This window comes from Streptomyces sp. NPDC127114, assembly GCF_042677525.1.
Classification (GTDB): domain Bacteria; phylum Actinomycetota; class Actinomycetes; order Streptomycetales; family Streptomycetaceae; genus Streptomyces.
Window position 1 is genome coordinate 1 of record NZ_JBHXTJ010000042.1, and the last position, 26,041, is coordinate 26,041.

Genomic DNA, 26,041 nt, shown 5'->3' on the forward strand with positions numbered 1-26,041 from the left:
CCGGCGTCGACCAGGTCCCCCCGCTCTTCCTGCGCGCCGGACGCACCCTCGGCGCCACCGGACTCAAGGGCGCCTGGCACATCGTCATGCCCGCCGCCCTCCCCGGCTACCTCGCCGGCCTCAAGCAGGGCTGGGCCTTCTCCTGGCGCTCCCTCATGGCCGCCGAGATCATCGCCTCCTCCCCCGACCTCGGCCTCGGCCTCGGCCAACTCCTCGAAAACGGCCGCAACAACTTCGACATGCCCGGCATCTTCCTCGCCATCATCCTCATCCTCCTCGTCGGCGTCGCCATCGACCTCCTCGTCTTCAGCCCCCTCGAACGCACCGTCCTGCGCCGCCGCGGCCTGCTGGTGAAGGCCTGATCCATCCGTCGGGGATGATGCCGCCGTGGCCACCGACGACGACCTCCTGCCCGCGCGCACGCGGCTCTCCGCTCCCCTGGTGTTCGCCGTGGGAGCGGCCGTGGGCGTGCTCGGCGGGATGATCGGCCTGGGCGGTGCGGAGTTCCGGCTGCCGTTGCTGATCGGCTTGTTCGGGTTCGCCGCGCTCTCTGCGGTCATCCTGAACAAGGCGATGAGCCTGGTGGTGGTCCTCGTCGCGCTGCCCGCCCGGATGGCGGCGGTTCCCGCCTCGGAGGTGGCCGCTCACTGGCCCGTCGCCGTCAACCTGCTGGCCGGGAGCCTGCTGGGTGCCTGGGCCGGAGCGGCCTGGGCCGTGCGGATGCGCGGTGCGACGCTGTACAAGGTCCTCGCCGGCCTGATGGTGCTCATGGCCGCGGCCCTGGTCGCCACCCACAGCACCACACCGGAGGCGCTCGCGCTGCCGGTGTGGACGCAGGTCGCCTGCGGGGTCGTCGCCGGGTTCGGCATCGGAGTGGTCGCGGCGATCATGGGCGTGGCCGGCGGCGAGCTGCTGATCCCGACGATCGTGCTGCTGTTCGCCGTGGACATCAAGGCGGCGGGCAGCCTTTCGCTGCTGGTGTCCCTGCCGACGATGCTGGTGGCCTTCGCCCGTTACAGCCGTGACGGCAGCTTCGCGGTGCTCGGCGCCAACCTCCGCTTCGCCGCGGTGATGAGCGCCGGCTCCGTCGCCGGCGCCCTGCTGGGCGGGCTGCTCCTCGGGGCGGTCCCCGACCTGGTGCTCATCCCGGCCCTGGCCGTGGTCCTGCTCGTCTCCGCGGTCAAACTCGCCCGTCACCGCTGAACGTCACCCGCGGTCTTCGCCCGCGGCCACCTCCCGCCCGGTCGTCTCCTTCGGGCGGCTCCCCGGACCGGACCGGCCGAGCGTCGCCGTGAGCAGGACGGCCGTCAGGGTGCCTGCGACCACGCCGCTGCCCAGGATCGTGCGGGCCCAGGCGGGGAATCCCGTGTACAGGTCCGGGCTGAGCAGCGGCAGCAGTCCCACGGTGAGCGCGAGTGCGGCCGTCAGCGAGCCCGTGCCCGTGCCGGACAGGTCGGCCCTGCGGAGCATCTCGACGCCCATCACGGCGATGACCGCGTAGACGACGAGGGCGGAGCCGCCCACCACCGCCTCGGGCATGCCGGCCAGCGCCCGGGAGACCGGCGCGGCGAGGCCGAGGACGACCAGAAGCACTCCGGCGCCGGCGGTGACGAAGCGGCTGCGGACTCCGGTGAGCCGGCCGATGCCGATGTTCTCGGCGCTGGTCACCATGAGGGACGTGCCGAAGAGGCCGCCGGCCAGGGAGACCAGGGCGTCGGCGCGGGCGACACGCGGAACGTCCCGTCCCGGAGCGGGAGTCCGGCCGACGGTCTCGCTGTTGAGGACGGTCTGTCCGGTGATCTCGGCCAGCGTGGTGAGGCTGAACACGAGCAGCGGAAGGGCGGCCACCAGGTCGAACCGCGGCGCCCCGAAGGGCAGGAGCGCGGGCAGCGCGAAGCCGCTGCCGGCGGCGGGGGCGAAGGTCCCGAGGCCGGTCGTCACCGCCACGGCCGTGCCCGCCGCCATGCCGATGAGGACGGAGGTCTGGCGCCAGACGCCGCGCAGCAGGACGTACGCGGCGACGGTCGCCACCACCGTGAGCGCGGCGAGGAGGACCGCGCGGGGCTCGCCCGTGCCGTCCGGGCCGGTGACGAGCCGGGCGGCCACCCGGATCATCGCGATGCCGATGAGCAGCACGGTCACGCCCATGACCAGCGGCGGGAACAGCCGTACGACACGGGCGTACAGGGGCAGTACGGCGAGCAGCAGCGCCGCCGCGAGGAGGACGGCGCCGGTGGCCGTCGGCGCCCCGTGTTCCTGGGCGATCTGGAGGAACAGCGCGGTCGCGGCCCCGCCGGGCAGCATCACGAAGGGGAGGCGGCCGCCGATCCGCCACACGCCGAGGGACTGGAGCAGCGCGCCCGCGCCGCACAGCAGCAGGACGGCGCTGAGCAGCGAGGCGGTCGCGTCCGGCGGCATCCTCAGGGTGCCGGCGACGAGGAAGACGGTGGAGACCGGGGCGGCGATCATCGCCAGGACGTGCTGGGCCGACAGGGGGACCAGTCGCCGCCACGGGACGCGGGCGTCGACGGCTTCCGGGGAGGAGCCGGCCGCCGTGGGGGTCGGGGTGGTGGTCGTCATGCCGTCGTCTCCAGCCACGGGATGTCGGCCGCGGCGTAACGGTAGGCGCGGAAGACGGCGTTGGGCTCGGACGGGAACAGGCCGCGTACCTCGCTCTCGCCGTAGCCGGCGAAGTACGGGACGACGTACTCCCAGCAGAGGTAGCCGTCCTTCGTCACCTCGAACAGCCGCCCGGACGGAGAGTCGGTGACGAGTGTGTTGCCGTTCGGCAGGCGCTGCGCGGAGCCCATGAAGGGCGCGAAGAAGAACTCGCGGGCCGGATCGTGGTACTCCCACACCACGTCGCCGCCCGCCCGGTCGATCTCGATGACGCGGGAGTAGGGCACGTCGTGGCCGGGCCGGAAGACGCCGTTGTCGAAGACCAGCAGCCGGCCGTCGTCCAGTTCGGTGGGCGCGTGCTGCTGGCTCACCGTGCCGGGGCGGCTGCGCCACAGGATCTCGCCCGTGTCGCGGCTGATGACGACGACGGCCGAGACGCTGCGCAGGCTGGCGAGGATGTTGCCGTCCCGCAGGGGCGTGACGCTGTTGATCAGGGGCCAGTGCTCGCGGGCGTACGCCTCGTGCAGCGCGAACTCCTCGCGGTCCAGGTGCTCCGCCGCACGCCAGGACCACAGGAGTTCACCGTCCGGGCCGACCTCCTTGACGGTGTCGGCCCACACCACGCCGCCCGCGGCCTCCGAGCCGGGTACTCCGCCCCGTACGGCCGCCGCATCCGCCCCCGACAGGGGTTCCAGGGCGGTGTAGAGGATGCGGCCGTCGTCGAGGTGGTGGGCGTCGTGGTGCTGGAGGGGGTCGCGGTGCTCCCGCAGCACGGTGCCGTCGGGGGCCGCCCGGAGCATGACGCCGCCCCGGTACTTGTGCCACATCGGGAAGAGGGCCCGCTCGCCCGGGAGCACGCCGTTGTAGGCGAGGGTGCCGTCGGGGAGGAGTCGGGCGTGGCGGCCGGGGCGGTAGGGCAGGTCCCAGCGGTGGACGGTGCGGCCGTGGAGGTCGACGAGGTAGACCTCTCCGCTGCCGGTGAGCGGCGCGTAGAGGGTGTAGCCCTCGGACACGGCCGTCTCGTCGAGGGCGATGAGGCCGGTGGGACGCCGGCGGCGCGAGTTCTGGTCGATCGGGGGTACGGCGGGCACGTCGGATCTCCTCGCTGCGCGTGAGCGCGCTTCAAACTTTCTTTGATGAGAACAACCGACTTTGACGGTAGGGGCGTTGTGTGACGGGCGTGTGTCAGGAGTACGAAACCGTCTCCGGGTTCCCGCCGCGGGCCGCGTAGGGTGCCGTCAGGCGCACTCGACCAGGGAGAACGGCGCCACGGGGCGGGGAAGGGCGGGACACGATCATGGAGGCCGCGAACACACCGCGGGTGGGGGCTGCCGTACGCCGACGGCGGCGGGCACTCGACCTGACGCTCGCCGACGTGGCCGCGCGCAGCGGTCTTTCCTCCCCGTTCCTCAGTCAGATCGAGAACGACCGGGCGCGCCCCAGCATGCGGTCGCTGCAGCGGATCGCCGACGCCCTCGGGACCACGGCGGTGCAGCTGCTCGCGGCCTCGGACGAGACCCGCACGGTCGACATGGTCCGCGCCGCCGACGACAGCGGCCTCGACCGCGAGGCGCGCGTCCGGCCGGTGGTGCGCGGCCGCCATCAGCTGCACGCCCTGGAGTTCACCGGCGAGCACGAGGCGGACCGCGAGTTCCGGCACCGCAACGACGAGCTGATGTACGTGGCGGACGGCGCGGTGGAGGTGGAGGCCGACGGCCGGGTGCACCGGCTGGGCCGCGGTGACACCCTGCTGCTGTCCGGCGGCGTCCGCCACCGCTGGCGCTCCACCGGGCCGGACTCGCGGGTCCTGGTGGTCGCGATCGGCGACCACGTGGAGGTACTGGAGTCCTGACGGGGCCCGTCCGGTCCGGAGTCCTGACGGGGCCCCTCTGGCGTGGAGTCCTGCCGGGGCCCGTCCGGCGTGGAGTCCTGCCGGGGCCCCGTCCGCCCGCACCGCCCCGCGTCCGACGCGGCCGGCTCAGCCCTCCGACAGCTCGCCGAGCAGCTTCCAGGTGCGGCGCCGGTCGTCCTCGCCGCTCAGGTCCGTCGCCGTGAACACGACCTCGGTCGCCCCCGCCTCGCGGTAGCGCCGCACCTCGGCGGCGACGGTCTCCTCGTCGCCCAGGACGGCCAGGTCGGCGGCCCGGTCGACGCCGGAGAGCTCGATGACGCGCTGGTACGAGGGCACCCGCTCGTAGAGCGAGAGCGCCTCTGCCGCACGCCGCCGCACGCCCTCGGCGTCGGACGTGACCGCGCCGGGCACGAGCGCCACGATCCGGGGCGCGGGCCGGCCCGCCGCTTCCGCCGCGGCGGTCACGGCCGGGACGACGTGCTCGGCGAGGGCACGCGGCCCGGCCAGGAACGGCAGGATCCCGTCGGCGAGTTCACCGCTGACGCGCAGCGCCTGCGGCCCCATCGCGGCGACCAGCACCGGCACCGGGGGCCGGGCCCCCGGCACCGCCGCCGAGTACGGCGTCGTCGCGGTGAGCAGCTCTCCGTGGAAGTCGGCCTCGCCCGTTTCGAGGAGGGGCCGCAGGGCGGTGAGGAACTCGCGGAGCAGCTTGATGGGCCGCTGGTACGGGAGGCCGAACCCGGTCTCGGTGAGGTGCTTGGTGCCGAGGGCGAGCCCGAGGTGGTAGCGGCCGCCGGTGGCCGCCTGGGCCGTCTGGGCCTGGCTGGAGACGAGCAGCGGATGCCGGCCGAAGATCGGGATCGCGGCCGTCCCCACGTGCAGGCCCGGCACCTCGCGCCCGACGATCGCGGCCAGCGACGGCGAGTCGTACGCGAAGGTCTGGCCGAACCACGCCGAGTGCAGTCCGGCGTCCCGCGCCTCCCGCGCGAGCGCCACGGTGCTGTCGACGGGAAGCTGCCGGGAGGTCGAGCTGAGCGTTACTCCGAGAGTCATGCAGGCGACAACAGGCGTCCGCAGCAACGGAATTCCCGCTCCACGCGACAGGTCGGGAGACGCCGGAGGCCCGCCCGTTCTCCCCGCGTCCGCCGTCACCCGTGCCGGACACCGCGACCGGCGCGCGAGGTCCTTCCGGCCTACGGGCCGGGACGGCGGGAGACGGCCCTCGTCCGCGTCGTCGCCGTCAGAGCGCGACGATCGTGGTCTCGGTCGCCTTGACGCTCGTCCACACGGACACCCCGTCGGCCAGGCCGAGTTCGGCGGCGGCCTGCGGGGTGATCTCGGCGACCAGGTCGGGGGCCAGGTCGGAGGTGATCAGGACCCGCAGCCGGCTGCCGCTGGTGGTGATCTCGCGTACGGTGCCGGCCCAGACGTTACGGGGGCTGCCGGCGGGCCTGTCACGGTGCACGGACACCGCCTCGGGCGCGACGATCGCCAGCGCGGGGGTGCCGGGCGGCGGCGGTTCGGCCGCGACGAGGATGCCGCCGCCGTCGAGGGCGAGGCCGTCGGGAGTGGCGGTGCCGGGCCACGCGTTGCGGCCGAGCATCCGGGCCACCCACGGCGAGCGGGGGTGGCGGGTGACCTCGGCCGGGGCGGCGTCCTGGAGCGCGCGGCCCCCGTCGAGCACGAGGACGCGGTCGGCGAGCGACACCGCCTCCACCGGGTCGTGGGTGACGATCAGGCAGACGCCGCCGAAGCCGGCCAGGTGGCTCCGCAGGGTGTGCCGGACGTGGGCGCGGGTCGTCTGGTCGAGCGCGGCGAGCGGCTCGTCGAGGACCAGCAGCCGGGGCCGGGCGGCGAGCGCCCGGGCGAGCGCGACGCGCTGGGCCTGGCCGCCGGAGAGCTGCGTCGGCTTCCGGTGCCCCAGGTGGCCGACCCCGAGGCGGTCGAGCCAGGCCTGGGCCTCACGGCGCGCCTCGGCCCGCGGGACGCCCTGGGCGCGCAGCCCGTACGCGGTGTTGGCGAGGGCCGTCAGGTGCGGGAAGAGGGCGCCGTCCTGCGGCACCCAGGCGACCCGGCGGCGGTGCGGCGGCAGGCCGGTGACGTCGGTGCCGCCGACGGTGAGGTCCGCGTGGGCGCGGGGCGTGAGGCCGAGGAGGGCCCGGAGCAGGGTGGTCTTCCCGGCGCCGTTGGGGCCCACGACGGCGATGGTGGTGCCGGGTTCGGCGTCCAGGGTGAGCCGGGTGAAGCCGGTGACCCGGGCGTGCAGCGCCCATCGGTCGGCACCGAGGGCCGACGGATCCGCGGCGGGGGGCGTGGCGGCGGCGGCCGGGCCGGGGACGGCTTGACCGGCGGCAGCCGGGCCGGGGACGGCCGCATCGGCGGCAGCCCGGCCGGGGACGGCCGCATCGGGCCCGGCGGTGCCGGCGACGGTCGTGCCGGGAGCGGCCGCGTCCGGCCCCGGCTCGGGGACGGCACGTCGCGTACGGTCCGCGGGAGTGCCGGTCCACCGGCCGCGCAGGGCGACGAGGACGCCCATGGCGATGGCGAGGAGCAGGAGGGAGACGGAGGTGGCGGCCTCCGGTTCCTCCTGGAGCAGCAGATACACCTGGAGCGGCAGTGTCTGGGTGGTGCCGGGGAGGTTGCCGGCGAAGGTGATCGTGGCGCCGAACTCGCCCAGCGCCCGTGCCCAGGTGAGCGCCGCGCCCGCGACGACCCCGGGCACCACCATCGGCAGGGTGACGGTGAAGAAGACCCTGACGGGTGAGGCGCCGAGGGAGGCCGCCGTCTCCTCGTACCGCGGCCGGAGCCCGCCGAGGGCGCCTTCCAGGCTGATCACGAGGAAGGGCATCGCGACGAAGGTGGCGGCGACGACGGCGCCGGAGGTGTGGAACGGCAGGGTGACGCCGAAGGTGCTCTCCAGCCAGGGGCCGAGGAGTCCGCGCCGGCCGAAGGCGAGCAGGAGGGCGACGCCGCCGACCGTGGGCGGCAGGACCATGGGCAGCAGGACGAGCGAGCGCACGAACGCCTTGCCGGGGAACGGCACCCGGGCCAGCAGCCATGCCAGCGGGACGCCGAGCAGCAGGGAGAGGCCGAGCGCCCAGAAGGAGACGAGGAGCGACAGTTTCAGCGCCTCGACCGTGCCCGGCGACGTCAGGTGGTCGCCGAGCTCGCCCCACTCGGTCCGCGCCAGGATCCCGATCAGGGGGAGCGCCAGGAACGCCACGGCCAGCAGGGCGGGCAGCACGAGCGCGAGGGGCGGCCGACGGCTGCCGGTACGGCTTCCGTCGACGCGGGTGGCTGCTCGTTTCATCGATGGTCCCGGGGAGGTGAGGGCGTGAGGCGGAGGGGCTGTCCGACCCCCCGATGCGGACAGGCCCTCACGAGGAGGAGGGATCGGGGATCCCGTCGGTCACGGCTTCTGGAAGCCCGCGTCCTGGAGGATCTTCCGGCCCTCGGGCGAGGACAGCCAGGCGACGAACGCGGCGGCGGCCTCGGCGTTCCCGGAGTCCTTGAGCGTGGCGGCCGGGTACTTCGCGACGGCGTTCTGCGCGTCGGGGATCTCGACGGCGTCGACCTTGTCCTTGGCGCTCTCGGCGTCGGTCTTGTAGACGAGGCCGGCGTCGGCCTCGCCGAGCTCGACCTTGCTGAGCACGGCACGCACGTTCGGCTCCTGGGAGACCGGCTTCACCGTGATCTTCTGCGCGTCCAGGATCTGCTTGCTGTACTTGCCGGCCGGGACCTCCGGCGCCGCGAGGACGACCTTCAGCTTGGTGTCGGCGAGGTCCTTCAGGCCGCCGACCTTGTGCGGGTTGCCCTTGCCGGTGGCGATGACCAGCCGGTTCTTCGCGATGATCACGGGGGTGCCGGTGTCGGCCTTCACCTTGTCCATGCTCTTGGCGTCGGCGGTGACCAGGACGTCGGCGGGCGAGCCCTGCGAGACCTGGGCGACGAGCTCCTGCGAGCCGGCGAACGAGAAGGTGATCTTCGTGCCCGGGTGGGACTTCTCGTACGCGGCGCCGGCCGTCTTGAACACGTCGGTCAGGGACGCGGCGGCGAGCACGGTGAGGTGCGCGGCGGGGGCGCCGTTCGTGGCGCCGGAGGCCGTGGAGCCGCCGGTGTCCTTCTTCGGCTCGTCGTTGCCGCAGGCGGCGAGCGGGACGAGCAGGGCGGCGGTGAGGACGGCGGCAGCGGTACGGCGTCCGGTCGGGGTGAGGGACATGGAGGTCGGAACTCCTCGGAGGTGGAAGATGCGGGAAGGGCCGGTCGCGCCGACGGCCGAGGTGTCTCGGAACTGCGTGAGGGTCAGGTCTCAGGTGCGGTCGATGTGCACGCTGGTCGACTTCACGCGGGCGGTGGCCTGCATGCCGACTTCCAGTCCCAGCTCCTCCACGGCCTCCCGGGTGAGGAGGGAGACCAGGCGGTGGGGCCCGGCCTGGATCGTGACCTGGGCGGCGACGTCGCCGAGCTTGATCGCGGTGACGATGCCCGGGAACGCGTTGCGCGCCGACGTGTACGGCGCGTCGTCGTCCTCGCCCTGCGCGAGCTCCACGGAGAACGCCGCGAGCGACTTCCCGTCGATGACGCGCCGCCCGCTCTCGTCGCGGTGGGTCGCGACCCGTCCCGCGTCGGCCCAGCGCCGCGCCGTGTCCGGGCTGACGCCCAGCAGACGCGCGGCCTGCCCGATGGTGTAGGACTGCATATGCGACACCGTAGGCGCGATTCTCGCTCATCTGCAACAACGTCGTGGGACCCTCCATCGCGAATGCGAGGATGTCATAGGAACCGACGAGGGCGCGCCGCCGTCGCCGACCACGCCGCCGGCGCAGCCTTCCTCACCGGCGGCATCAGCGGACGTCCCCAGGTCCTGCGACCCACGTCCCGTCTCACGATGAAGACCATCAGGTCCATCCCCTGAACAGGTCCCTCTAGGGTGCGTCCGTGCGCATACTTCTGGTGGAAGACGACGAGTCGGTGGCCCGGTCGCTGCGACGCGGTCTGATCCGCTTCGGGTTCCGGATCGATTGGGTCGCCACGGGGCACGCGGCGCTGGCCGCGGACAGCACGTACGACCTGGTCCTGCTGGACCTCGGGCTGCCGGACACCGACGGACTCGACGTCTGCCGCGCCCTGCACGGCCGTGGCGACGGCGTTCCGATCATCGTGATCAGCGCCCGCAGCGACGAGACCGACCGGGTCGTCGGCCTCGAACTGGGCGCCGACGACTACGTGTCCAAGCCCTTCGGCGTACGCGAGGTGGTCGCCCGGATCAGGGCGGTGATGCGCCGGGTCCGCCCCATGACCCCGCCGGAGACCGCCGGCCCCGACCGGTACGGGTCCCGGCTGACCGTCGACCGCAAGGCGGCCCGGGTGCACCTGGACGGCGCCGAGGTGGCACTCACGCCGAAGGAGTACGACCTGCTCGCCTTCCTCACCGAGGAGCCGGGCGCGCTGATGTCGCGCGAGCAGATCATGGAAGCGGTCTGGGACGCCAACTGGTTCGGCCCGACGAAGACATTGGACGTCCACGTCGCCGCGCTGCGCCGCAAGCTCGCGGGCGCGATCGCCGTCGAGGCGGTGCGCGGCGTCGGCTTCCGCCTGGTCGTCGTCGAGGGCGGCGCCGGCACCGACGGCCGGGCCGGGTCCCCGTCGTGATCCGGCAGCTGATCGTCAGTTACGTCCTGCTGGTCGCCGTCGCCGTCGCCGCCTTCACCGTGCCGGTCGCCTTCACCCTCACCGACCAGCTGCGGGGGGACACCGAACTGTCCGTGAGCCGGGAGGCCGCCACCATGGCCCGGCTGCTCGCCGACCCCGCTCCCGCCTCGCAGGCCGCGCTGGTCGAGATGGCCGACGCGTACGGCAGCGCCACGCCCGGCGCCGTCGAGGCGATCACCGCCGAGGGCGGCGCCGTCGGCACGCTGCCGCTGCCGGCCCGGCCGGGCGAACCGTACGACGCCGCCCTCGCCCGCGCGCTGGACGAGGGGAAGCCGACCGTGGACTGGGGTGCGACCTTTGTCTGGGGGCCGCGGCTGACGGTCACCGAGCCCGCGCGCTCCCGCGCCGGGGCGGGCGAGGTCGTGGGTGCCGTCCGCATCACGTACCGGACCTCCGAGCTGACCGAACGCCTCTGGACCATCTGGGGCTTCCGCGCGATCCTCGCCGTAGCGGTCCTGGCCGTGGCGGCCGGTCTCGGCGCCCTCGCGGCCCGTCGGCTGACCCGGCCGCTGCGCGAACTCAACGCCATGGCTGCCCGGTTCGGCGACGGCGACCTGACCGCGCGGTCACCGGTCACCGGCCCGCCGGAGACGCAGACGCTGGCCCGCACCCTCAACCAGGGCGCCGAGCGGCTCGACACGCTCGTCGCCGCCCAGCGCATCTTCGTCGCCGACGCCTCGCACCAGCTCCGCACCCCGCTGACCGCGCTGCGGCTGTCCCTGGACAACATCGCGGACGGCGTCGACGACGAGTTCGTCCACGAGGACGTGGAGCTGGCCACCGCCGAGGTGGTGCGGATGAGCCGTCTCGTCGACGGCCTGCTGGTGCTGGCCCGGGCCGAGGCCAAGGTCGCGGCCGCCGAGCCGGCCCCGCTGCGGCAGACGGTGGAGGAACGGCTCGCGGTGTGGCGGCCGGCCGCCGACGAGCGCGGTGTGACGATCGTGCTCTCGGGGGAGTTCGACGACCGGCCGCGGGTGCTGTCCCGCCCCGGCAACCTCGACCAGGTCCTGGACAACGTCCTCTCCAACGCCCTGGAGGTCTCCCCCGACGGAGGCGTGATCACCGTACGCGCCGAGGTCCACCCGGACGAGGTTGCCCTGGAGATCCTCGACCAGGGCCCGGGCATGTCCGCCGCGGAGCAGGCCCGCGCCTTCGACCGCTTCTGGCGCGGCCAGGGCCTGACGGGCCGCTCGGGCTCGGGCCTCGGCCTCTCCATCGTCAAGCAGCTGGTGACCGACGACGGCGGCACCGTGACCCTGCGGGACGCTCCGGGCGGCGGACTGTGCGTGCGGATCGCGCTGCGGCTCAGCTCCCGGCCGGCAGCACAGAGGAGTGGTGGTTGACGATGAGCCACTTCCCGCCGCGCTTCTCGTACGCGTACGTGTAGCGGGCCTCGACCCGCGTCCTCTCACCGGTCTTCGGGTCGGTGAGGTGGAACGCGTACAGACCGGCGTCGATCGCCGAGTCCCGGTCCAGGACCGTGATCACCGAGCGGATCTTCTCGCCCCTCGGCTTCTTCTCCAGGAAGTGCTCGAAGTAGTCGACGATCCCGGCCCGGTCGGTACGGATCCGGGCCGAGGCGGTCGGCAGCAGCACCGCGCCGACGGCGTACCGGTCGGCCACCTTCTCCGCGTCACCCGTCAGCAGCGCGGCGTTCCAGCCGTCGAAGAGCGCGGCTATCTCCTTCCCTGTCGCCTCCCGCCCCTGCACCACCTGCCCGGCACCATAGGCGGCCCGCGTATCCCGGTGCTCCGCCGAGGCGACACCGACACCGACCGTGACGGTACCGGCGACGACCAGCGCGGTGACAGTGGCGGCAGCGGTGCCGAGGGCGGCCCGTGCGGATATCCGACGCTTCATCACACATCCCTGCAGTAGGGGAACCTGGGTCCACTCCCGTCGAACGAGGGAGTGAACCCACTGTCCCGGCCCGCCGGTTAGCCGTCGTACAACGCCCGTACAAGAGAGGGACAGGATCCGCCCAAGTCGCGGAACCCTCTCGGTGCGGGGATCAGGACGGGTCGCCGTACTGGAGGCCGCGGCCGTTGGTGCCGATGTAGACGCGGCCGTAGGTGTCCGGGTCGCCGGTGATGACGCCGACGCCGCCGATGCTGCCCCACTGGTGGGCGTCGTCGTTGACGCGGAGCCAGGTGGCGCCCTTGTCGGTGGAGCGGAAGACGCCGGTGACGTCCTTGACGGTGCCGATCAGGTACAGGGCCTGGTAGGAGGCGCCGGGTGCGGCCTTGCCGAAGCCGAGGGCGGAGGCGGACTGCACCGTGCTGAGCGCGGTGAAGGTGCGGCCGCCGTCGGTGGAGTGCAGCAGCCCCTGGCCGCCGCCGGCGATCCACAGGTCTCCGGCGACGCCGGGGACCGCCGTGAGCCGGCCGGCGGGCAGGCCGGTCGCCCGGGCGGTGAAGGTCGCGCCGCCGTCGGTGCTGGCGTAGAGCGTGCCGCCGGCCAGCGAGTAGAAGGTCCTGGCCGAGGAACGGTCGGCGACGACGACGGCGTCGGTGCCCAGCCCGCCGACCCTCGACCAGCTCGCTCCCTTGTCGGTCGAGCGGTACGGGGCCTGGCCTGCCTGGGTCCACACGATGGTCGAGCCGTCGGCCGCGAGCGCGATGCGGCCGTCCCGGGCAGCGGCCACCGGCTCGGCCTTGAAGCCGCTCCAGCTGGTGCCGCCGTCGGTGGAGTAGGCGCCGTCCTGCGCGCCGCCGTGGCCGACGCGGACCATCACCGAGGGGTTGGCCTGGGCGAAGTCGATGTCCGTGCTGTTGGCCATCATCGGGTTGTCGAGGCGCCCGGCCGGGACCTTGGTGAGGTCGTCGTGGCGGAAGCCTCCCTGGTCGCCCATGGCGGTGACGACGGCGGCACCGCCGGGCGGGGCGATCGCGTCCATCAGCGCGGTCTCCTCGAGGCCCCGCGCCCCCGCGGTCCAGTGGCTGGTGCCGCCGCTGTCGGTGGCGTGGGCGTCCTTGCTGCGCCAGATGCCGTTGCCGGTGCCGTACAGCACGTGCCCGGAGTCGAAGGGGTCGATGGCCAGGGCGGTCATCCAGTGCCCGGTGTGGGTGCCGACGTACGGAGCGGCGGAGGCGTCCCGTACCGACTTGTCCGCCAGCGCCTTCCAGGTGGTACCGCCGTCGGTGGTGCGGTAGATCTCGTCCTCGGGCCACCAGCGGTCGAGGGTGGTGACCATCACCGTGGACGGCTTGCGCGGGTCGACGGCCAGGCCGGAGAACCCGTAGCCGCCCTGGGACGGGGAGACGTTCTTCCACGTCCCGCCGACCGGTGCGTACTTCCATACCGAGCCCGCCGTCACGCCGTTGGGTCCGAGGGCGTCGGTGTACGTCAGGTACAGCGAGCCGTCGCCGGAGAGGACTCCGTGCTGCGGCAGCTGGCCCGTGGGCCGGCCGGGGACGGCCTGCCAGGTGCTGCCGCCGTCGGTGGAGCGGTAGAGGGAGGTGGACCTGTCGGCGACGCCGACGTAGACCGTCCTGCTGCCGGCCGGGCCGTATGTCACGAAGGAGATGCCCGCACCGCTGCCCGCACCGTCCTTGACGGGGAACGAGGAGACCTGGCTCCACGTCGCACCGCTGTCGGTGCTGCGCCACAGGCCGTTCTTGCGGGTGCCAAGGAGCAGGGTGCGGTTGTCCGAGGGGTCGATCGCCAGGCGTTCGCCGGCCCCGCGGCCGTCCTCGTTGCCGCCCAGCTTGAACGGCAGGGCGGTGCGCCGGAAGGTGCGGCCACGGTCGGTGGAGCGCAGGATCGCGCCGTTGCCGGCCCACTCGTTGGTGTAGGTGCCGGCCGCGAGGTAGAGCCGGTCGGGGTCGACGGGGTCGGTGGCCAGCGCGTCGATGCCCAGCAGGTTCCAGTCCTTCTCGCCGATCCAGTCGGTGAGCGGGATCCACTGCTCGGCCGCGGCGTCCCAGCGGTAGGCGCCGCCCATGTCGGTACGCGCGTACAGCAGCCCCCTCTCCCGGGGGTTGAACACCAGCCCGGTGACGTAACCGCCGCCCACCACCTGGGCGTTCTTCCACACGTACGGTCCGGTCCCGGGGGCCGGGGCCTCGGCCGTCCTCACCAGCCTCCACTGCTGGTTGGTGCTGCCATGGCCGCCGTACTGGATGACCGCCGCGCCGTCGGCCGTGGAGCCTCCCCGGACGTCCAGGACCTGGCCGCTCCTGCGGGAGGTGAAGGTGACGGCGTCGGAACCGCTCACCTCGTCGATCCGCCATTCCTGGGAGGTGGAGGAGCTGTCGGTCTGCTGCTCGGCGGCGGCCGCCTGCGCGGTCGAATCGCCCGCTATGCCGAGCACTTTGCCGCTGTTGCGGTTCACCAGCTCGTAGTAGCCGTCGCCGGTGGACCTCAGCCTCCACTGCTGGTTGGCGGTGTTCTGGTCGGTCCACTGCTGGATCCGGGTGCCGTCGGCGGTGGAGAAGGCGTTGACGTCCAGCACCTTTCCGCTGCGCACCGAGACCAGCTTGTAGTAGGCGCTGTCGTCGACCGTCGCGGCCTGCGAGTCGTCCTGCACGAACAGGAGGTACGGCACGACGGTGGCGGGCACACCGAGCAGCAGAGCGGTGGCGGTCCTGCGACGGCGGTGACGTCCGCGGCGCCCGGCGTTGGTGGGGTTGTTCATGGGGGGGTGTTTCTCCTTGTACGGCGGTGGATCGGGCAGGTCAGCGCTGCAGGGTGAGGACGCCCGGCCGGTACGGCAGCCGGTCGTAGGGTCCGCCCGCGGTGGGGGACTTGCCCTGGTACAGGAACCGCAGATCGCAGGGGTCGACGGTCATGGTCTGGTCCGGGTTGGTGCGGATCAGGTCACCGTGGCTGATGTCGTCGGTCCAGGTGGCGCCGCTGTTGGCCTTGCCCGCGAAGGGGCTGCTTTCGCTGCCGGCCTGCGGGGTCCACGCACCGCTCAGGCTGGTGGCCGTGAACGAGCGGAAGTAGCGCCGCTCGTTCGCGCCCCGGGCCTCGACGATCATGAGGTACTGGTTCCGGCCCTGGACCTTGTAGACCTGCGGCGCCTCGAAGAGGTTCTTCGCCGTGTCGCTCATGACCGTCGTGTACGACGAGCCGAAGCTGCCCGGGAAGTTCCCGATCGGCATGCTCGCCCGGTAGATCCTGCCGTTGTCGCCGGCGAAGAACAGGTACATGTTCTTCTCATCGGCGATCAGGGTCTGGTCGATCGGGCCGGTGCCGGACTCGGTGCGGGGGATGCTGCCGGTGAACAGCGGCCGCGGCGCGGACCAGCCGTCGGGGTCGGCGGGGTCGCTCGACGTGCGGTAGCTGAAGGGCGAGGCACCCCACTGGTACGCGAGGACCCAGATCTTCTTGGGCGCGAAGTAGAACAGGGTGGGCGCGACCGCGTTCTGGCTCATCTTCCTCTGACCGGCCGACGCCATGTCGGACCAGTTCGTGAAGGGGCTGAACGCCATCGAGCCGTACGAGGTTCCCGAGGCGCTCGACGCGTAGACCAGGTGCTTGCCGCCCAGCATCACGTGGGTGAAGTCCTTCACCGCGGCCCACCCGTTCGACGGCTGCGCGAGGGGACCCGTCGAACTCCACTTGTACGTCGACGGAAGGGCGCACGTGCCGCCGCCCGTCCCGGACGGGGTGGTCCAGGTCCACTTCTGGTTGTCGACGGACGCGCAGGCGTACAGCTAGATCGTGGTGCCGTTCGCGGTGGCGGCGCCGACGGCGTCGAGGCACAGCCCGGACTGGACGCCGGTGATCGAGCCGTTGGTGTGGATGTTCCACTGCTGGTTGGCGCCGCCGTTGCAGTCCCAGACGATCACCGAGGTGCCGTTGGTGGTGCCCATGCCCTTGGCGTCCAGGCACTTGTCGCCGTGCACCTTCAGCTGCTTGGCGGAGGTGTAGGTCCAGCGCCGGCCCGTCTGTCCACCGCAGTCCCACAGGTGCGCCCGGGTGCCGTTGGCGGTGGCGGAGCCGGGGATGTCGACACAGCGGCCGGAGGCAACGCCCTTGATCTCCCCCGTACCCTCGGTCGGCCTGCCCGGGGTGGTACCGGAGCCGGACCGGAGAGCGTTCATGACGGCGGTGTACGCGGGCTTGGGCCTGCCACCGCTGTCGAACAACAGCGGGCTCTCGCCGCTGCGCCAGGAGTCGCTGTCTCGGACGCCCCACACCGTGATGCCGGTGCAACGGGCCACGGACAGGCAGGCGTTGACCGCGCTCGCGTAGTGAGTGGGCGAGGCCTGGGCGATGTCCAGCTCGGTGATCTGGACGTCGACGCCCAGGGCGGCGAAGGCGGCCAGGGTGGTCGTGAAGCTCGCCGGCGGGCCGCCCGCCCCGAAGTGGCTCTGGAGCCCGACGCAGTCGATGGGCACGCCGCGGGCCTTGAAGTCCTTGACCATCCGGTAGACGCCCTGGGTCTTGGCGTCCGACCAGTTCTCGATGTTGTAGTCGTTGTAGCAGAGCTTGGCCGACGGGTCGGCCGCGCGGGCTGTGCGGAACGCCTCCTCGATGAAGCCGTCGCCCAGCACCCTCTGGAAGACCGAGTCGCGGAGCCGGCCGGTGCCGCCGTCCGCGAACGCCTCGTTGACCACGTCCCAGGCGTAGACCTTGCCCTTGTAGTGGGACATCAGGGTCGTGATGTGGTGGTTCGTCACACCGCGCAGGGTGCCCGCGTCGCGGATGGAGCCGACCCAGGAGGGGAGCTGCGAGTGCCAGACCGCGGTGTGGCCGCGCAGGCGCTGGCCGCGCGCCAGGGCGCGATCGACGATCCGGTCCCCGGCGCCGAACTCGAAACGACCGCGGGACGGTTCGACGGCGTCCCACTTCATCTCGTTCTCCGGGGTGACCATGGTGAACTCCCGGTCCGCGATCGCGGTGTACGCGGAGTCGCCGAGCCTGCCGGCGGCCACGGCCGTGCCGAAGTACCGGCCCGAGGGGGCCGCCTGGGCACCCAGGCCCGCGGCTCCGGCGGAGCTGGGGAGGAGCGTCACGACGCCGGCCACCAGCGCCGTGGCCGACAGTCCGACCGCCCAGGTCCGGCGTCGCCGGCGGAGCCGGTGCAGGCCCTTCATGATTCTCCTCGGGGGCCCTGCGTACCGGTCGCCCGGGGTTCGTGGGTGTGTCGCGTCATGTGAGGGGCTTTCTTCAGGGGATACGTCAGTGGGGGAAGTCGGGACCCTGCCGCGCCGGCGCGTCATGACGGGCGGGCGGGAAGGACACCCCTGAAGTGGAGGCTTCCGGGCACGCGGTCTCGTAACAGAAAACTCGCGCCGTCCGCAGGATCGCCCGGTGATGCATCTCGCAGGCAGAAAGCGTTATGCCGGACGCCGTGGCCTGCTCGCGCCCGTGGAAAAAAGGGGGGCGCCGCACCGATCGACGACGAACGCCGGTCACGGCCTGGTGCAGCAGACGCAAGGAATCGGACCGAACAGGCACCGGCCGTGACAGTGCGACTCGGTCGGGACCGCCCGAGGAGCGGTGCTCAGGCCCGGGGGCTGCGCACGATGAAGGAAGCCTGGCCGGCGAAGGCCCGCGTGCCGTCGGAGCCGTCGAGCCAGATGCCGCCGTCGCGGTGGCGGAGGACCGATCCCGGATAGTTGTGCGCGTGCAGGGTCACGGACCCGGCGACCGCCCCGGGACGGGGACAGAAGGTGGCGTCTTCACGGAACAGTGCGCTGCCGTCGTCGGCGCTCAGCCGCAGCCGCAGGTAGTGGTGGCGAAGATACCGGCCGTCCGCGGCGCGGAAGGTGACGCACCGCGTGTCGGCCAGTCCCCCGACGACCGTGAAGGTGACCCGCTGACGTGCCTGCGCGCTGCTGGACGCGGCGACGCTTCCGAGCGCCGCGAAGTCGCCCGTGTACGTGACGAACCGGCCGGGACTGTCCGCGGACTCCAGCGACTGCAGGCCCGGCGGAACGGTGCCCGCGACGGCGGACGGGCCGGCCGAGGGCGGGCTCACCGGGGACGGACTCGTCGGGGACGGTCCGGCCGAGGTGGTGGTGCGCGAGGGGGTCGGCGCGGGTTCGCCGACCGTGGGAGCGGCGATGACCCCGGGCACTCGCGGCGCCGGTTCGGGCCAGGCCGCGTAGGTGGCGGTCCCGGCGATGAGCACCGCGCCGGTCGCGAGGCTCACCAGCGGATGAGCGGTCACCGTCTGGAGTTTGCCGATCAGCGCGCCGTGCAGACCGCCTCCCCCCGTCGCCGTGCCGACGGCGACGGGGGCGGCGGCCAGCCCGGCGGCGCTCGCCGCCGTACCCGACAGCAGGCCCTTGGCGGCCAGCGCGGCGATGAGTCCGGCCGGAACCGCCAGCGTCGTGAGACCGAGCGGCAGCAGCTCGGCCGGAACCCGTTCGGTCGACGCCGCCATGCAGACCGGGCAGTCACGGGTGTGCCGCGCGATCCGCTTGCGCCACACCGACGCATGGTGACCGTCCCAGCCGGCGACGGTCTCGTCCAACTGCCGGCAGCGCGGGTCGGCCTCCAGCGCGGCGACGATCGTCCGGCACAGTTCCAGCTGCTCGCGCATGCGTTGGAGGCGCACTCCGATGTGCGCGGTCGTGAGCCCCGTCGCGGCGGCCATGTCCTCCCGGCTGAGCAGGCCGGCGCACTCCTGCCACCACAACGACAGCAGCACCCGGTGGTCCGGGTCGAGCCACCGGCCGGCTTCGACGACCCGGCGCCGCTCGTCCGACACGTGCAGCCGCAGGATCGTCACGTCCACGGGCTCGGCCCCGGCGTCCGGTATCCGGCGTGCCTCGTCGATGACCGTGGTCCGGTCGGCGAGGGCGTGCTGCCGCTGCCAGTGGGTGTTGATCTGGCGGAGCGTGATCGACACCAGCCAGGACCGGAAACTCTCCGGGGCACGCAGGGCGGGCAGGTCACGCACCACGCGCAGCAGGGTCTCCTGGACGACGTCGTCGACGTCGGCATGTCCGCTCAGCGCCCGCCCGACGATGTTGTACAGCAACGGCAGGTACGCGGCGATCAGCTCCTCGCGCGCCCGAACGTCACCGGCCCGCGCCGCGACGACCAGCTCCGCGTGGTCCGCATCGATGAGCCCCATTCCCACCTTCTCCAGGGGAGCGATCCGCCAAGGCGGGACACCCTAGCGTCGCCAAAGGCCCGCGGCCAAAGCCGGGCGCCCGCCGATTCCGGGTGCTCACCGGCGTCGCCTCGTCCGGCGCCGTAAACGCCGGAGCGGGGGCCGGCCACTTCTGGCCGGCCCCCGCTGGCTGGAGGGTGTGTGCGTCAGGCGCGCCGCCACTTCGCGTTGGCGCCGGCGCCGCACTGCCACAGACCGACGGCGGAGTTGTTGGCCGTGGCCTCGCTGAACACGTTCACGCACTGATCGGGCTTCACCGCGCTGGCGATCGTCGTGCCGTCGTAGTTCCACTTCTGCTCGGCACGGCCGTCGCAGGGCTCGGCCGTCAGGCGGGACGTCTGCGGGGCGCCGGGCTCCGCGGTCAGGCACTTGGTGCCGTTGTAGGTCCGCAGCTCCTTGGCCGCGGTGTAGTCCCACTGCTGGTTGGCACCGCCCCAGCAGTCCCAGATCACGGCGTTGGTGCCGTTGAAGTCCAGACAGCGGCCGGACTGCTCACCGAGCAGGCTGAGGCTGCTCCACCGCGGGCCTCCCTCCTTCCAGCGCACGGTCAGGCTGCCGTTGGGGTCCAGGGTGGCGTACGAACCGGCACCGTTCCAGGTGCTGGTCGACCACAGGCCCCCGCTGCCGTTGCCGGTGCCCCGCTTGTACTGGACGAGGTTGCCGTCGTTCTGCATGTGCAGGTACGAGTACCAGTCCCAGGTGTACTTGCCCCACAGCTCACGTCCGGTGGCCGTCTCACGGATCAGGACGTTGCCCTGGATGTCCATGATCAGCACCTGCTTGCCGTTGGTCAGCCAGGACCCGGGCATCAGCTTGCCGTCGGCGGGGAGCTTGTCCCCGCGCGGGTAGGTGTCGGAGTGCCACAGGTGGCCGCCGATGCCGTGGCCGCCGTCCTTGGTGTAGACGACGAGGTTTGCATCCGCCTGCAGCTCCAGGCGGGCGTCAGGGTTGTTCCAGGTCCGGGACGACCACAGCGCGCTGGCGGCGTCGGACTCGCCGCCGCCCTTCTTGTAGACCACGACGTTGCCGTCCGCCTGCATCTTCGCGAACGCGCCCGGGTTGCCGCCGGTGCCCGACGCCCACAGGGCACCGCCCTCGTTCTGGCCACCGGCGGTGTGGTAGATCACCAGGTTGCCATCGGTCTGCATGATCAGCTTCGCGTTGTCGGAAGCGATCGTGTCCCCGGGCTGGAGGGTGTCGCCGGCGCGCAGGACGGCCGGGAGCTGCTTGGTGGACTCGAGCCACGGGCCGAGGCCGTCGACGCGGGCGGAGATCGCGCCGGTACGGGTCTCGGTCGCTGCGGTGCCCAGGCAGCCGCCCTGCCAGGAGCGCGAGTTGACCCCGACGATCTCGCCGTCGGCGTTGAGCAGCGGGCCGCCGGTGTCGCCCTTGCAGATGGCGTCGGTTCCCTTGCCGGTGATGCTGAGCTCACCGGCGGTGGTGGAGTCGAGGGTGAACGAGCCGGTGCGGAGCTTGTCCGTGACCCACTCGGTCTTGGTGCGTCCGAAGCCGGCGGCCGTCAGGGTGCCGCCGGTGGCAGGGGCAGACCCGGCCAGGGTGGCGGTCTTGATGCCCTTGACGGGCGCGGCCAGTCGTACGAGTGCGGCGTCACGGTCGTCGCGCGGGGCGATCTCCGTGACGCGGACGACCTTGCCGTCGCTGAGGGTCGCGGTGGCAGCGAGGGCCGGCTTGCCGGCCGGGACCGGGCTTCCGGGAGTGGTGGCGAAGCAGCTGGCAGCGGTGAGCACCCACAGCTTGTCGACCAGCGTGCCGGTGCAGCCGCGGCCGTCGGCCTCGCCGCCGATGCTGAGCTGCACGGCGTAGGGGTGAGTGCCGACGGCCGGTTCGGCGCCGGTGACCGCAAGGGCGGGCGTGGCCGGGAGCAGACCCATGGAGGTCGCGGCGGTGACGGCCAGCAGACCGCTGATCCGCGCGGCACGCGGACGGGGTTCGGACATTTTCTTCCTTCAGGAGAACGGGCGTCGGCAAGCCGCCGCGCGGGGGCGCGGACGGTGAGGGCCGACGGTCGAATCGAGGGGGCCGCCTGCGTGGCGGTGAGGTCACCTTGGCCGGTTCAGTGGTGGTCCGGTTCGGCAGCCGCGGCGGGTGACTGAGGTCTGGCGTGAGCGGCGCGGAGGGTCGTGAACCTCACGTGCGCCGCTGTCGGGCTACTTGGTGACGCGGATCTCGACCAGGACGTGCTCCCGGCCGTCGACGGACTCGCCGACGCCCTCCCAGGTCTTCGCCGGGATGTCGTACTCGACGCGGTCGTTCTCGGCGGTCATCTCGAGGTGGGTGTTGCCGGCGTCGCTGGTCCGCACCCCGTGCACCGACTCGAGCTGCAAGGTGAGGAAGCCCTTGTCGCCGGTGACCTTGAAGCAGACGTCCGCCCGGTCGCGGGCCAGGAATCTCAGGAGGTTGGTCTCGCTCGCGCAGTCGGCGAGCAGGATGTGACCGTCGCCGCGCTTGAGGAGGAAGCCCTGTTCGGCCAGGATCTTGTCGGCGTTCGGGTAGGTGTAGTCCTCGATGGCGTACCCGGGCCCCGCCTCGGCGACGGGCTCGCTGGTGGGGGCGGCAGAGGGCTGGCCCGTGGCCGTCACGGCCCATGCCAGGGCACCGGCCGCGGTCGCGGTTCCCAGAGTGCGCGTCCATGCCTTGCGTGAATTCATCACAGTCCTGAATTTCCTCGAAGTCGGTGTCGGTGTCGGTGCCGGTGGGGCAGGGGAGAGTTCTCCGCCGCCCCGTGGTCGAAGCTGCTTGCGAAAAGGGAGGGAGGCTGACGAGTCGCGGTCCGGAAGGCGGCGGGCTGCCGCTACGGCGCTGCCGCTCTGGTGAGCTTCGGGGAGGGCGGTCCGTCCGGGTCCGGACGGAACTCCACGGTGTTCTCCCCGCTCGGGTAGAGCTGGATGCCGGCGATCGAGCCGAGCCCGCCGCTGTCGACCGACAGGTAGACGAAGTCGCTGCCCGCCTGGTTACCGAGCCATTCCCACCGGCCGCTGAAGTCGGCGGGGACGGAGGTTTCGTCCGTCACCACGTCCTCGGCGGAGAACGTCCCGTCGGGCTCGAGCCGCAGCTCGGCACCCGTCCGGTCGTTGCGGTACACGCCGGGCAGCTCGTCGGGGTCGACGGAGCCCGTGCACGCCGAGACGAGCGACACGACAGCGGCCAGGAGGGCGACGAGCCGCCCGGCGCCCGCCCTCCCGGGCGATGCAGGCGATGCAGGCGTCACGGGCTTCACGGGCGTCACGGGCGTCACGGGCCCAGCGTGACGTCGAATTCGATGACCTGGGTCTTGGGCGACATCGGACCGGAGTCGCCGACGACCCTGTCGACGAGCGAACCGACGGTGTTGCTCCACCAGTCCGTGTAGCCGATGACCGGGGGGTGGGTCGCGGACTCGATGTCCGACTCGTTGTAGGCGGTGTACCGCCACACGACGGAGCCGTCCGGATTCTTGCGGGTGGGGGTCATCCGGACCTGGTGGGAACCCAGGAACGTGTACGCGAGGTTGCCCGTGAGACCGGCCGTGGAGAGCGTCCCGTAGTCCTGGAGGTACTTCCACGCACCGTCGAACCCGCCGAGGGAGTAGTCGTACTTGAGCGTGCGGCCGAGCTCGTACTCACCCGTGCGCGTACGGTTGGCGAAGTAGGCGAGCGCCTCCTGGGTGTGCTGGTGCTCGCGGTAGATGCGGGTGAAGTCGTCGTTCGGGCCGAAGCACTGCGACGTGGGGCCCTTGCCGGTGAGCCAGCTCCAGCCGAGCTCCCACGGGTTGGTGGCGTTGCCGGACTCGATGGGGCTGCCGAACGGCGTCAGACAGCTCTCGGCGCCCTCGGGCAGGCCGTTCGTGCCCGGCTTGATGGGGGTCGTCGCGTTGTCCAGCGCCTTCTGGATCGCCTCCTGCCTCGCGGCCTCGATGACGAGGTCCTTGGCCTCCAAGGCCGACCGCGCGGCGTCGTCGGCGCTCGCTCCTGCCGCGAGCGATGCCTGGCGGGCTGCCGCGGCCGAAGCCGCGGCGTTCGCGGCGTGGGAGGCGGCCTCGGTGGCGGACCGCACGGCGCGGGTCGCCGCGCTCCGGGCCACGCTGCTGGCCTGACGCGCCGCGGCGGCGGCCTGACGCGCGGTCTCGGCGGAGCGGGCGGCCTGGGCCGCGGACCCCTCGGCGGCCTCGGCGTTCCTGCGCGCTTCCTCGGCGGACAGCGTCGCGGCCGCGGCGTACCCCTTGGCGAGCTCGGCCCACTCGGTCGCCTTCGCGGCGGCGTCCCGTGCGAGGGCGGCGGCCTCGGAAGCCCGTGCCGCGTTCTCCTGCGCCTCCTGGGCCGTCCTGGCGGCGCCCGCGATCATCGCCCGTACCGCGCTGACGTGCGTGGCGTGGTCGTGGTCGATCCGCGCGAACTCGTACTGCGTGGTGGCGACGAACTGGCGCAGCATGTGCGTGTCGCCCTCGAGGGCGATCGTGGCGGCTGCCTTGGTGTAGGGGCCCCCGTTCCGCAGCAGTGTGGTGGCCGCCACCCGGTCGTCCTCGTGGACGGCCTTCGCGCGCTCGACGTGCAGGAAGTCGTGCAGGGCCCGCGCGGTGCCCGCCTCCAGTGCGGCCACGGCCGCACGCCGCACCGCGGAACCGGTGCTCTCGTCGGCCAGGACCGTCGTCACCTCGACCCGGTTGTCCTCCTTGGCCGCCTCGATCGCCCCGCTCTCCAGGAACGTCCTGACCTTGGCGTGGTCCTCGGTCTTGAGCACGCCCACCGCGGCCAGCGCCACGTTCTTCGTGGAGATCGCGGCCATGGCGGCGACGTTCTCGATGTTGTCCTGCTGCAGGGCGATGAGGCGGTCGGCGTCGATCCAGTGGACGACGTCCTCGTCCGAGCCGGCCAGGGCGAACTCCGCGGCCTGCCGGGTCCACGTGCCCGACCGGTCGACGAGCCCCATCGCGGCCTTGCGCCCGGCTGCCACGGCCTCGGCGGTCCTGCCGTCCTTCAGTGCGGCCTCCGCGGAGGCGATGAGCGCGAGCAGCTCCGCGGACAGGCGCGCTTCCTGTGTCCGCTCCCGGTTGTACCGTTCGAGCCGGCCCGTCTCCGCGTCCGCCTCCAGCCGCGCCCGCTCGACCGCCTCGGCGGTCTCCTCGGCCAGCCTGGCGGTCTCGGCCTCGCGGGCCGCCCGCTCCACCTCGCGTGCCTTGTCGACCGCCGCGGCAGCCTTGTTCGCCGCCTCGACGGCCGCGTTGGCGGCCTCGGTCGACCGGTTGGCGTAATCGACCGCCTGACCGGCATGGTTCGCCGCTTCCAGAGCCCGCGCGGCGGCCTTCTCGGCGTGATCGGCGGCACTTTCGGCTGCTTCGCGCGCCACGTGGGCGGCGGCTGCCGCCTGGCCGGCCAGGGTCCGGGACTTGGCCGCTGCCTGCGTCGCCCTGGCGGCGGCGGCCTCCGCCACGGCGGCCTCCCGCTGCGCGGTGGCGGCCTCGGACTGCGCGGCGCCGGAGGCCAGGGCCGCGTCGGCCGAAGCCCTGGCGGCCGACGCCGCGTTGAGCGCCGATCCGGCTGCGGCCGCGCCCGCTGCCTCGGCCGCTTCGGCGGCGACGGCGGCGAGCCCCGCCTTCTGGGCCACTGTGCGGACGTACTGGACCATGGCCGTCGCCGCCCGCGCCGCCGTCCGGGCCGCCTCCGCCATCGAGGCGTCCTTCGAGGCACCGATCGCCGCATGGTAGGCCTGAGCCGCGGCGCGTCCCGCCGCTGCGGCTGCTGCGGCAGCGGCCTGCGCGGCCGCGACGCAGCGCTGCGAGGCGGCCTGCGCGGTCCGCGAGGCCGACACCGCGGTCGCCGCGGCCGCCGCGGCGCCCCTGGCGGCCTGAGCCGCCTTGTTCGCAGCCTTGGCGGAGCGCTGGACGTCGTTCTCGGCGGCCTCGGCCTCGGCCTTCGCCTCCAGCGCCGCCTTCTTCGCGTTCTCGGCGGCCTTGACCGCCTGCTCGGACAGCTCGACGGCCTCGTCCGTCTTGCGGCCGGCGCGCTGCCCTTCCGCCTCGACGACCTTGACCAGCTGCTGGATCGTCGCCTTTTCCTCGTCACGGGCGCGGGCGATGTACTGGCCCGTCTCCAGGAACCACCGGATCGCCCGCGGCGTCCCGTCGTCCAGCGCCCGCTGCGCGTACTCCCGCACCTGCGGCGACGCCGTCACGAGGATGGACGTCACCCGCACCCGCTCGTCCTCCTCCTGAGCGGTGAACTGCCTGCCGCTCAGGAAGGCGCGGAGAGCGAAGTCCGACCCGGCGTCCAGCGCGGCGGCGCCCTCGCGCCTCACGGCACGGCCGCCGTGCGCCATGACCGTGGTCACGGCCACCCTGAGGTCCTCGCGCACCGCGGTCTGGAACCCGCCCATGAGGTACGCCTCGACCGCCGCCGTGCCGCCGGACAGCGCCGCGCCGATGCCCTCGCGGGTGGCCCTTCCCGCCGTCACCAGGGACCTTGTGAGCGTGAACCGGTTGTCCTCGGCCCGGGCCGCGGGCAGCCTTTCCTGGAGGAACGCCGTCACGTCCGCCGCGCTCCCCACCAGGGCCGCGGCCGCCGCGGCGCGGACGGCGCGCCCGCCCGTCCGGTACGCCCAGACGACCCGGCCCCGCTCGGTGTCCGGCAGACCGGAACCCGCGGGCAGGGAGGGCGCACCGCCCGCCGCGTACGCCGGGAGGGAGAGCCCGGTGCACTCGGGCAGCACGCACGCTGCCGCCACCCCCGTGAACGCGGCGAGTATCTGACGTCTGCTGAACTGTCGTGAACGCTGAGCCATCACGACTC

The 26,041-nt window shown here is 73.0% G+C and carries 18 protein-coding genes and 1 pseudogene; 5 read left to right on the forward strand and 14 right to left on the reverse strand.

Annotated elements, in window-relative coordinates; translation table 11 throughout:
• Both ACFVGS_RS30390 and ACFVGS_RS30395 read left to right on the forward strand, forming a co-directional pair.
• On the forward strand, nt 1-362 hold a 362-nt coding region (locus tag ACFVGS_RS30390), incomplete at its 5' end, for an ABC transporter permease subunit (RefSeq protein WP_385694928.1).
• A gap of 25 nt (nt 363-387) precedes the next feature.
• The gene (locus tag ACFVGS_RS30395) at nt 388-1,203 is read left to right on the forward strand and encodes a sulfite exporter TauE/SafE family protein (protein ID WP_385694931.1); all 816 of its coding nucleotides are present in this window, start codon (nt 388-390) and stop codon (nt 1,201-1,203) included.
• A 3-nt stretch (nt 1,204-1,206) separates the two neighbouring features.
• Here the strand turns inward: ACFVGS_RS30395 and ACFVGS_RS30400 are convergent, their stop codons facing one another.
• Both ACFVGS_RS30400 and ACFVGS_RS30405 read right to left on the reverse strand, forming a co-directional pair.
• Nucleotides 1,207-2,580, reverse strand: coding sequence for a uracil-xanthine permease family protein (locus ACFVGS_RS30400; RefSeq protein WP_384418163.1), 1,374 nt, complete (start codon nt 2,578-2,580; stop codon nt 1,207-1,209).
• The gene (locus ACFVGS_RS30405; protein WP_385694934.1) at nt 2,577-3,710 is read right to left on the reverse strand and encodes an aryl-sulfate sulfotransferase; all 1,134 of its coding nucleotides are present in this window, start codon (nt 3,708-3,710) and stop codon (nt 2,577-2,579) included. Before ACFVGS_RS30405 ends, ACFVGS_RS30400 begins: the two co-directional genes overlap by 4 nt.
• A gap of 206 nt (nt 3,711-3,916) precedes the next feature.
• Between ACFVGS_RS30405 and ACFVGS_RS30410 the strand changes: the two genes are divergently transcribed.
• On the forward strand, nt 3,917-4,471 hold the full coding sequence (locus tag ACFVGS_RS30410; protein ID WP_384418157.1) for a helix-turn-helix domain-containing protein: 555 nt from the start codon (nt 3,917-3,919) through the stop codon (nt 4,469-4,471).
• 126 nt (nt 4,472-4,597) lie between these two features.
• Here ACFVGS_RS30410 and ACFVGS_RS30415 read toward each other — a convergent pair whose 3' ends face one another.
• The 4 genes from ACFVGS_RS30415 to ACFVGS_RS30430 all read right to left on the reverse strand — a co-directional run bounded on the left by ACFVGS_RS30415 (nt 4,598) and on the right by ACFVGS_RS30430 (nt 9,170).
• The gene (locus ACFVGS_RS30415) at nt 4,598-5,524 is read right to left on the reverse strand and encodes an LLM class F420-dependent oxidoreductase (RefSeq protein WP_385694937.1); all 927 of its coding nucleotides are present in this window, start codon (nt 5,522-5,524) and stop codon (nt 4,598-4,600) included.
• A gap of 187 nt (nt 5,525-5,711) precedes the next feature.
• Nucleotides 5,712-7,781 carry an ABC transporter permease gene (locus ACFVGS_RS30420; protein WP_385694940.1) on the reverse strand — a complete coding sequence of 690 codons (2,070 nt, stop codon included), beginning with the start codon at nt 7,779-7,781 and terminating at the stop codon, nt 5,712-5,714.
• Between the two features lie 99 nt (nt 7,782-7,880).
• A complete protein-coding gene (gene modA, locus ACFVGS_RS30425) occupies nt 7,881-8,690 on the reverse strand; it encodes a molybdate ABC transporter substrate-binding protein (protein WP_384418147.1) in 810 nt (269 codons plus the stop codon).
• Between the two features lie 90 nt (nt 8,691-8,780).
• Nucleotides 8,781-9,170: a molybdopterin-binding protein gene (locus tag ACFVGS_RS30430; RefSeq protein ID WP_384418144.1), complete on the reverse strand. Its 390-nt coding sequence runs from the start codon at nt 9,168-9,170 to the stop codon at nt 8,781-8,783.
• Nucleotides 9,171-9,409: 239 nt separating this feature from the next.
• On the opposite strand from ACFVGS_RS30430, the gene ACFVGS_RS30435 reads away from it, so the two are divergent.
• Nucleotides 9,410-10,123: a response regulator transcription factor gene (locus ACFVGS_RS30435; RefSeq protein ID WP_384418142.1), complete on the forward strand. Its 714-nt coding sequence runs from the start codon at nt 9,410-9,412 to the stop codon at nt 10,121-10,123.
• On the forward strand, nt 10,120-11,526 hold the full coding sequence (locus ACFVGS_RS30440) for an ATP-binding protein (RefSeq protein WP_384418139.1): 1,407 nt from the start codon (nt 10,120-10,122) through the stop codon (nt 11,524-11,526). Before ACFVGS_RS30435 ends, ACFVGS_RS30440 begins: the two co-directional genes overlap by 4 nt.
• Here ACFVGS_RS30440 and ACFVGS_RS30445 read toward each other — a convergent pair.
• The 8 genes and pseudogenes from ACFVGS_RS30445 to ACFVGS_RS30480 all read right to left on the reverse strand — a co-directional run bounded on the left by ACFVGS_RS30445 (nt 11,489) and on the right by ACFVGS_RS30480 (nt 26,033).
• The gene (locus ACFVGS_RS30445; protein ID WP_385694944.1) at nt 11,489-12,043 is read right to left on the reverse strand and encodes an SgcJ/EcaC family oxidoreductase; all 555 of its coding nucleotides are present in this window, start codon (nt 12,041-12,043) and stop codon (nt 11,489-11,491) included. The genes ACFVGS_RS30440 and ACFVGS_RS30445 overlap by 38 nt on opposite strands.
• 151 nt (nt 12,044-12,194) lie before the next feature.
• Nucleotides 12,195-14,819 carry an RICIN domain-containing protein gene (locus tag ACFVGS_RS30450; RefSeq protein ID WP_385694947.1) on the reverse strand — a complete coding sequence of 875 codons (2,625 nt, stop codon included), beginning with the start codon at nt 14,817-14,819 and terminating at the stop codon, nt 12,195-12,197.
• Between the two features lie 40 nt (nt 14,820-14,859).
• Nucleotides 14,860-17,229, reverse strand: a pseudogene (locus ACFVGS_RS30455) (non-reducing end alpha-L-arabinofuranosidase family hydrolase).
• Nucleotides 17,230-17,639: 410 nt separating this feature from the next.
• A complete protein-coding gene (locus tag ACFVGS_RS30460) occupies nt 17,640-19,220 on the reverse strand; it encodes a sigma-70 family RNA polymerase sigma factor (protein ID WP_384418127.1) in 1,581 nt (526 codons plus the stop codon).
• Between the two features lie 185 nt (nt 19,221-19,405).
• Nucleotides 19,406-21,217, reverse strand: coding sequence for a trypsin-like serine protease (locus tag ACFVGS_RS30465; RefSeq protein ID WP_385694949.1), 1,812 nt, complete (start codon nt 21,215-21,217; stop codon nt 19,406-19,408).
• Nucleotides 21,218-21,427: 210 nt separating this feature from the next.
• Entirely contained in the window at nt 21,428-21,928 is a 501-nt protein-coding gene (locus ACFVGS_RS30470; protein ID WP_384418121.1) for a hypothetical protein, read from the reverse strand.
• 143 nt (nt 21,929-22,071) lie between these two features.
• Nucleotides 22,072-22,515: a hypothetical protein gene (locus ACFVGS_RS30475; protein ID WP_385694952.1), complete on the reverse strand. Its 444-nt coding sequence runs from the start codon at nt 22,513-22,515 to the stop codon at nt 22,072-22,074.
• The gene (locus ACFVGS_RS30480) at nt 22,512-26,033 is read right to left on the reverse strand and encodes an ALF repeat-containing protein (RefSeq protein ID WP_385694955.1); all 3,522 of its coding nucleotides are present in this window, start codon (nt 26,031-26,033) and stop codon (nt 22,512-22,514) included. Before ACFVGS_RS30480 ends, ACFVGS_RS30475 begins: the two co-directional genes overlap by 4 nt.
• Between the last annotated feature and the right edge of the window lie 8 nt (nt 26,034-26,041).

Coding starts and splice junctions, on each gene's coding strand:
- ACFVGS_RS30400 (WP_384418163.1), bottom strand. CDS start 2,580: ATGACGACCACCACCCCGACCCCCACGGCGGCCGGCTCCTCCCCGGAA.
- ACFVGS_RS30410 (WP_384418157.1), top strand. CDS start 3,917: ATGGAGGCCGCGAACACACCGCGGGTGGGGGCTGCCGTACGCCGACGG.
- ACFVGS_RS30415 (WP_385694937.1), bottom strand. CDS start 5,524: ATGACTCTCGGAGTAACGCTCAGCTCGACCTCCCGGCAGCTTCCCGTC.
- ACFVGS_RS30420 (WP_385694940.1), bottom strand. CDS start 7,781: ATGAAACGAGCAGCCACCCGCGTCGACGGAAGCCGTACCGGCAGCCGT.
- modA (WP_384418147.1), bottom strand. CDS start 8,690: ATGTCCCTCACCCCGACCGGACGCCGTACCGCTGCCGCCGTCCTCACC.
- ACFVGS_RS30430 (WP_384418144.1), bottom strand. CDS start 9,170: ATGCAGTCCTACACCATCGGGCAGGCCGCGCGTCTGCTGGGCGTCAGC.
- ACFVGS_RS30445 (WP_385694944.1), bottom strand. CDS start 12,043: ATGAAGCGTCGGATATCCGCACGGGCCGCCCTCGGCACCGCTGCCGCC.
- ACFVGS_RS30450 (WP_385694947.1), bottom strand. CDS start 14,819: ATGAACAACCCCACCAACGCCGGGCGCCGCGGACGTCACCGCCGTCGC.
- ACFVGS_RS30460 (WP_384418127.1), bottom strand. CDS start 19,220: ATGGGGCTCATCGATGCGGACCACGCGGAGCTGGTCGTCGCGGCGCGG.
- ACFVGS_RS30465 (WP_385694949.1), bottom strand. CDS start 21,217: ATGTCCGAACCCCGTCCGCGTGCCGCGCGGATCAGCGGTCTGCTGGCC.
- ACFVGS_RS30470 (WP_384418121.1), bottom strand. CDS start 21,928: ATGAATTCACGCAAGGCATGGACGCGCACTCTGGGAACCGCGACCGCG.
- ACFVGS_RS30480 (WP_385694955.1), bottom strand. CDS start 26,033: ATGGCTCAGCGTTCACGACAGTTCAGCAGACGTCAGATACTCGCCGCG.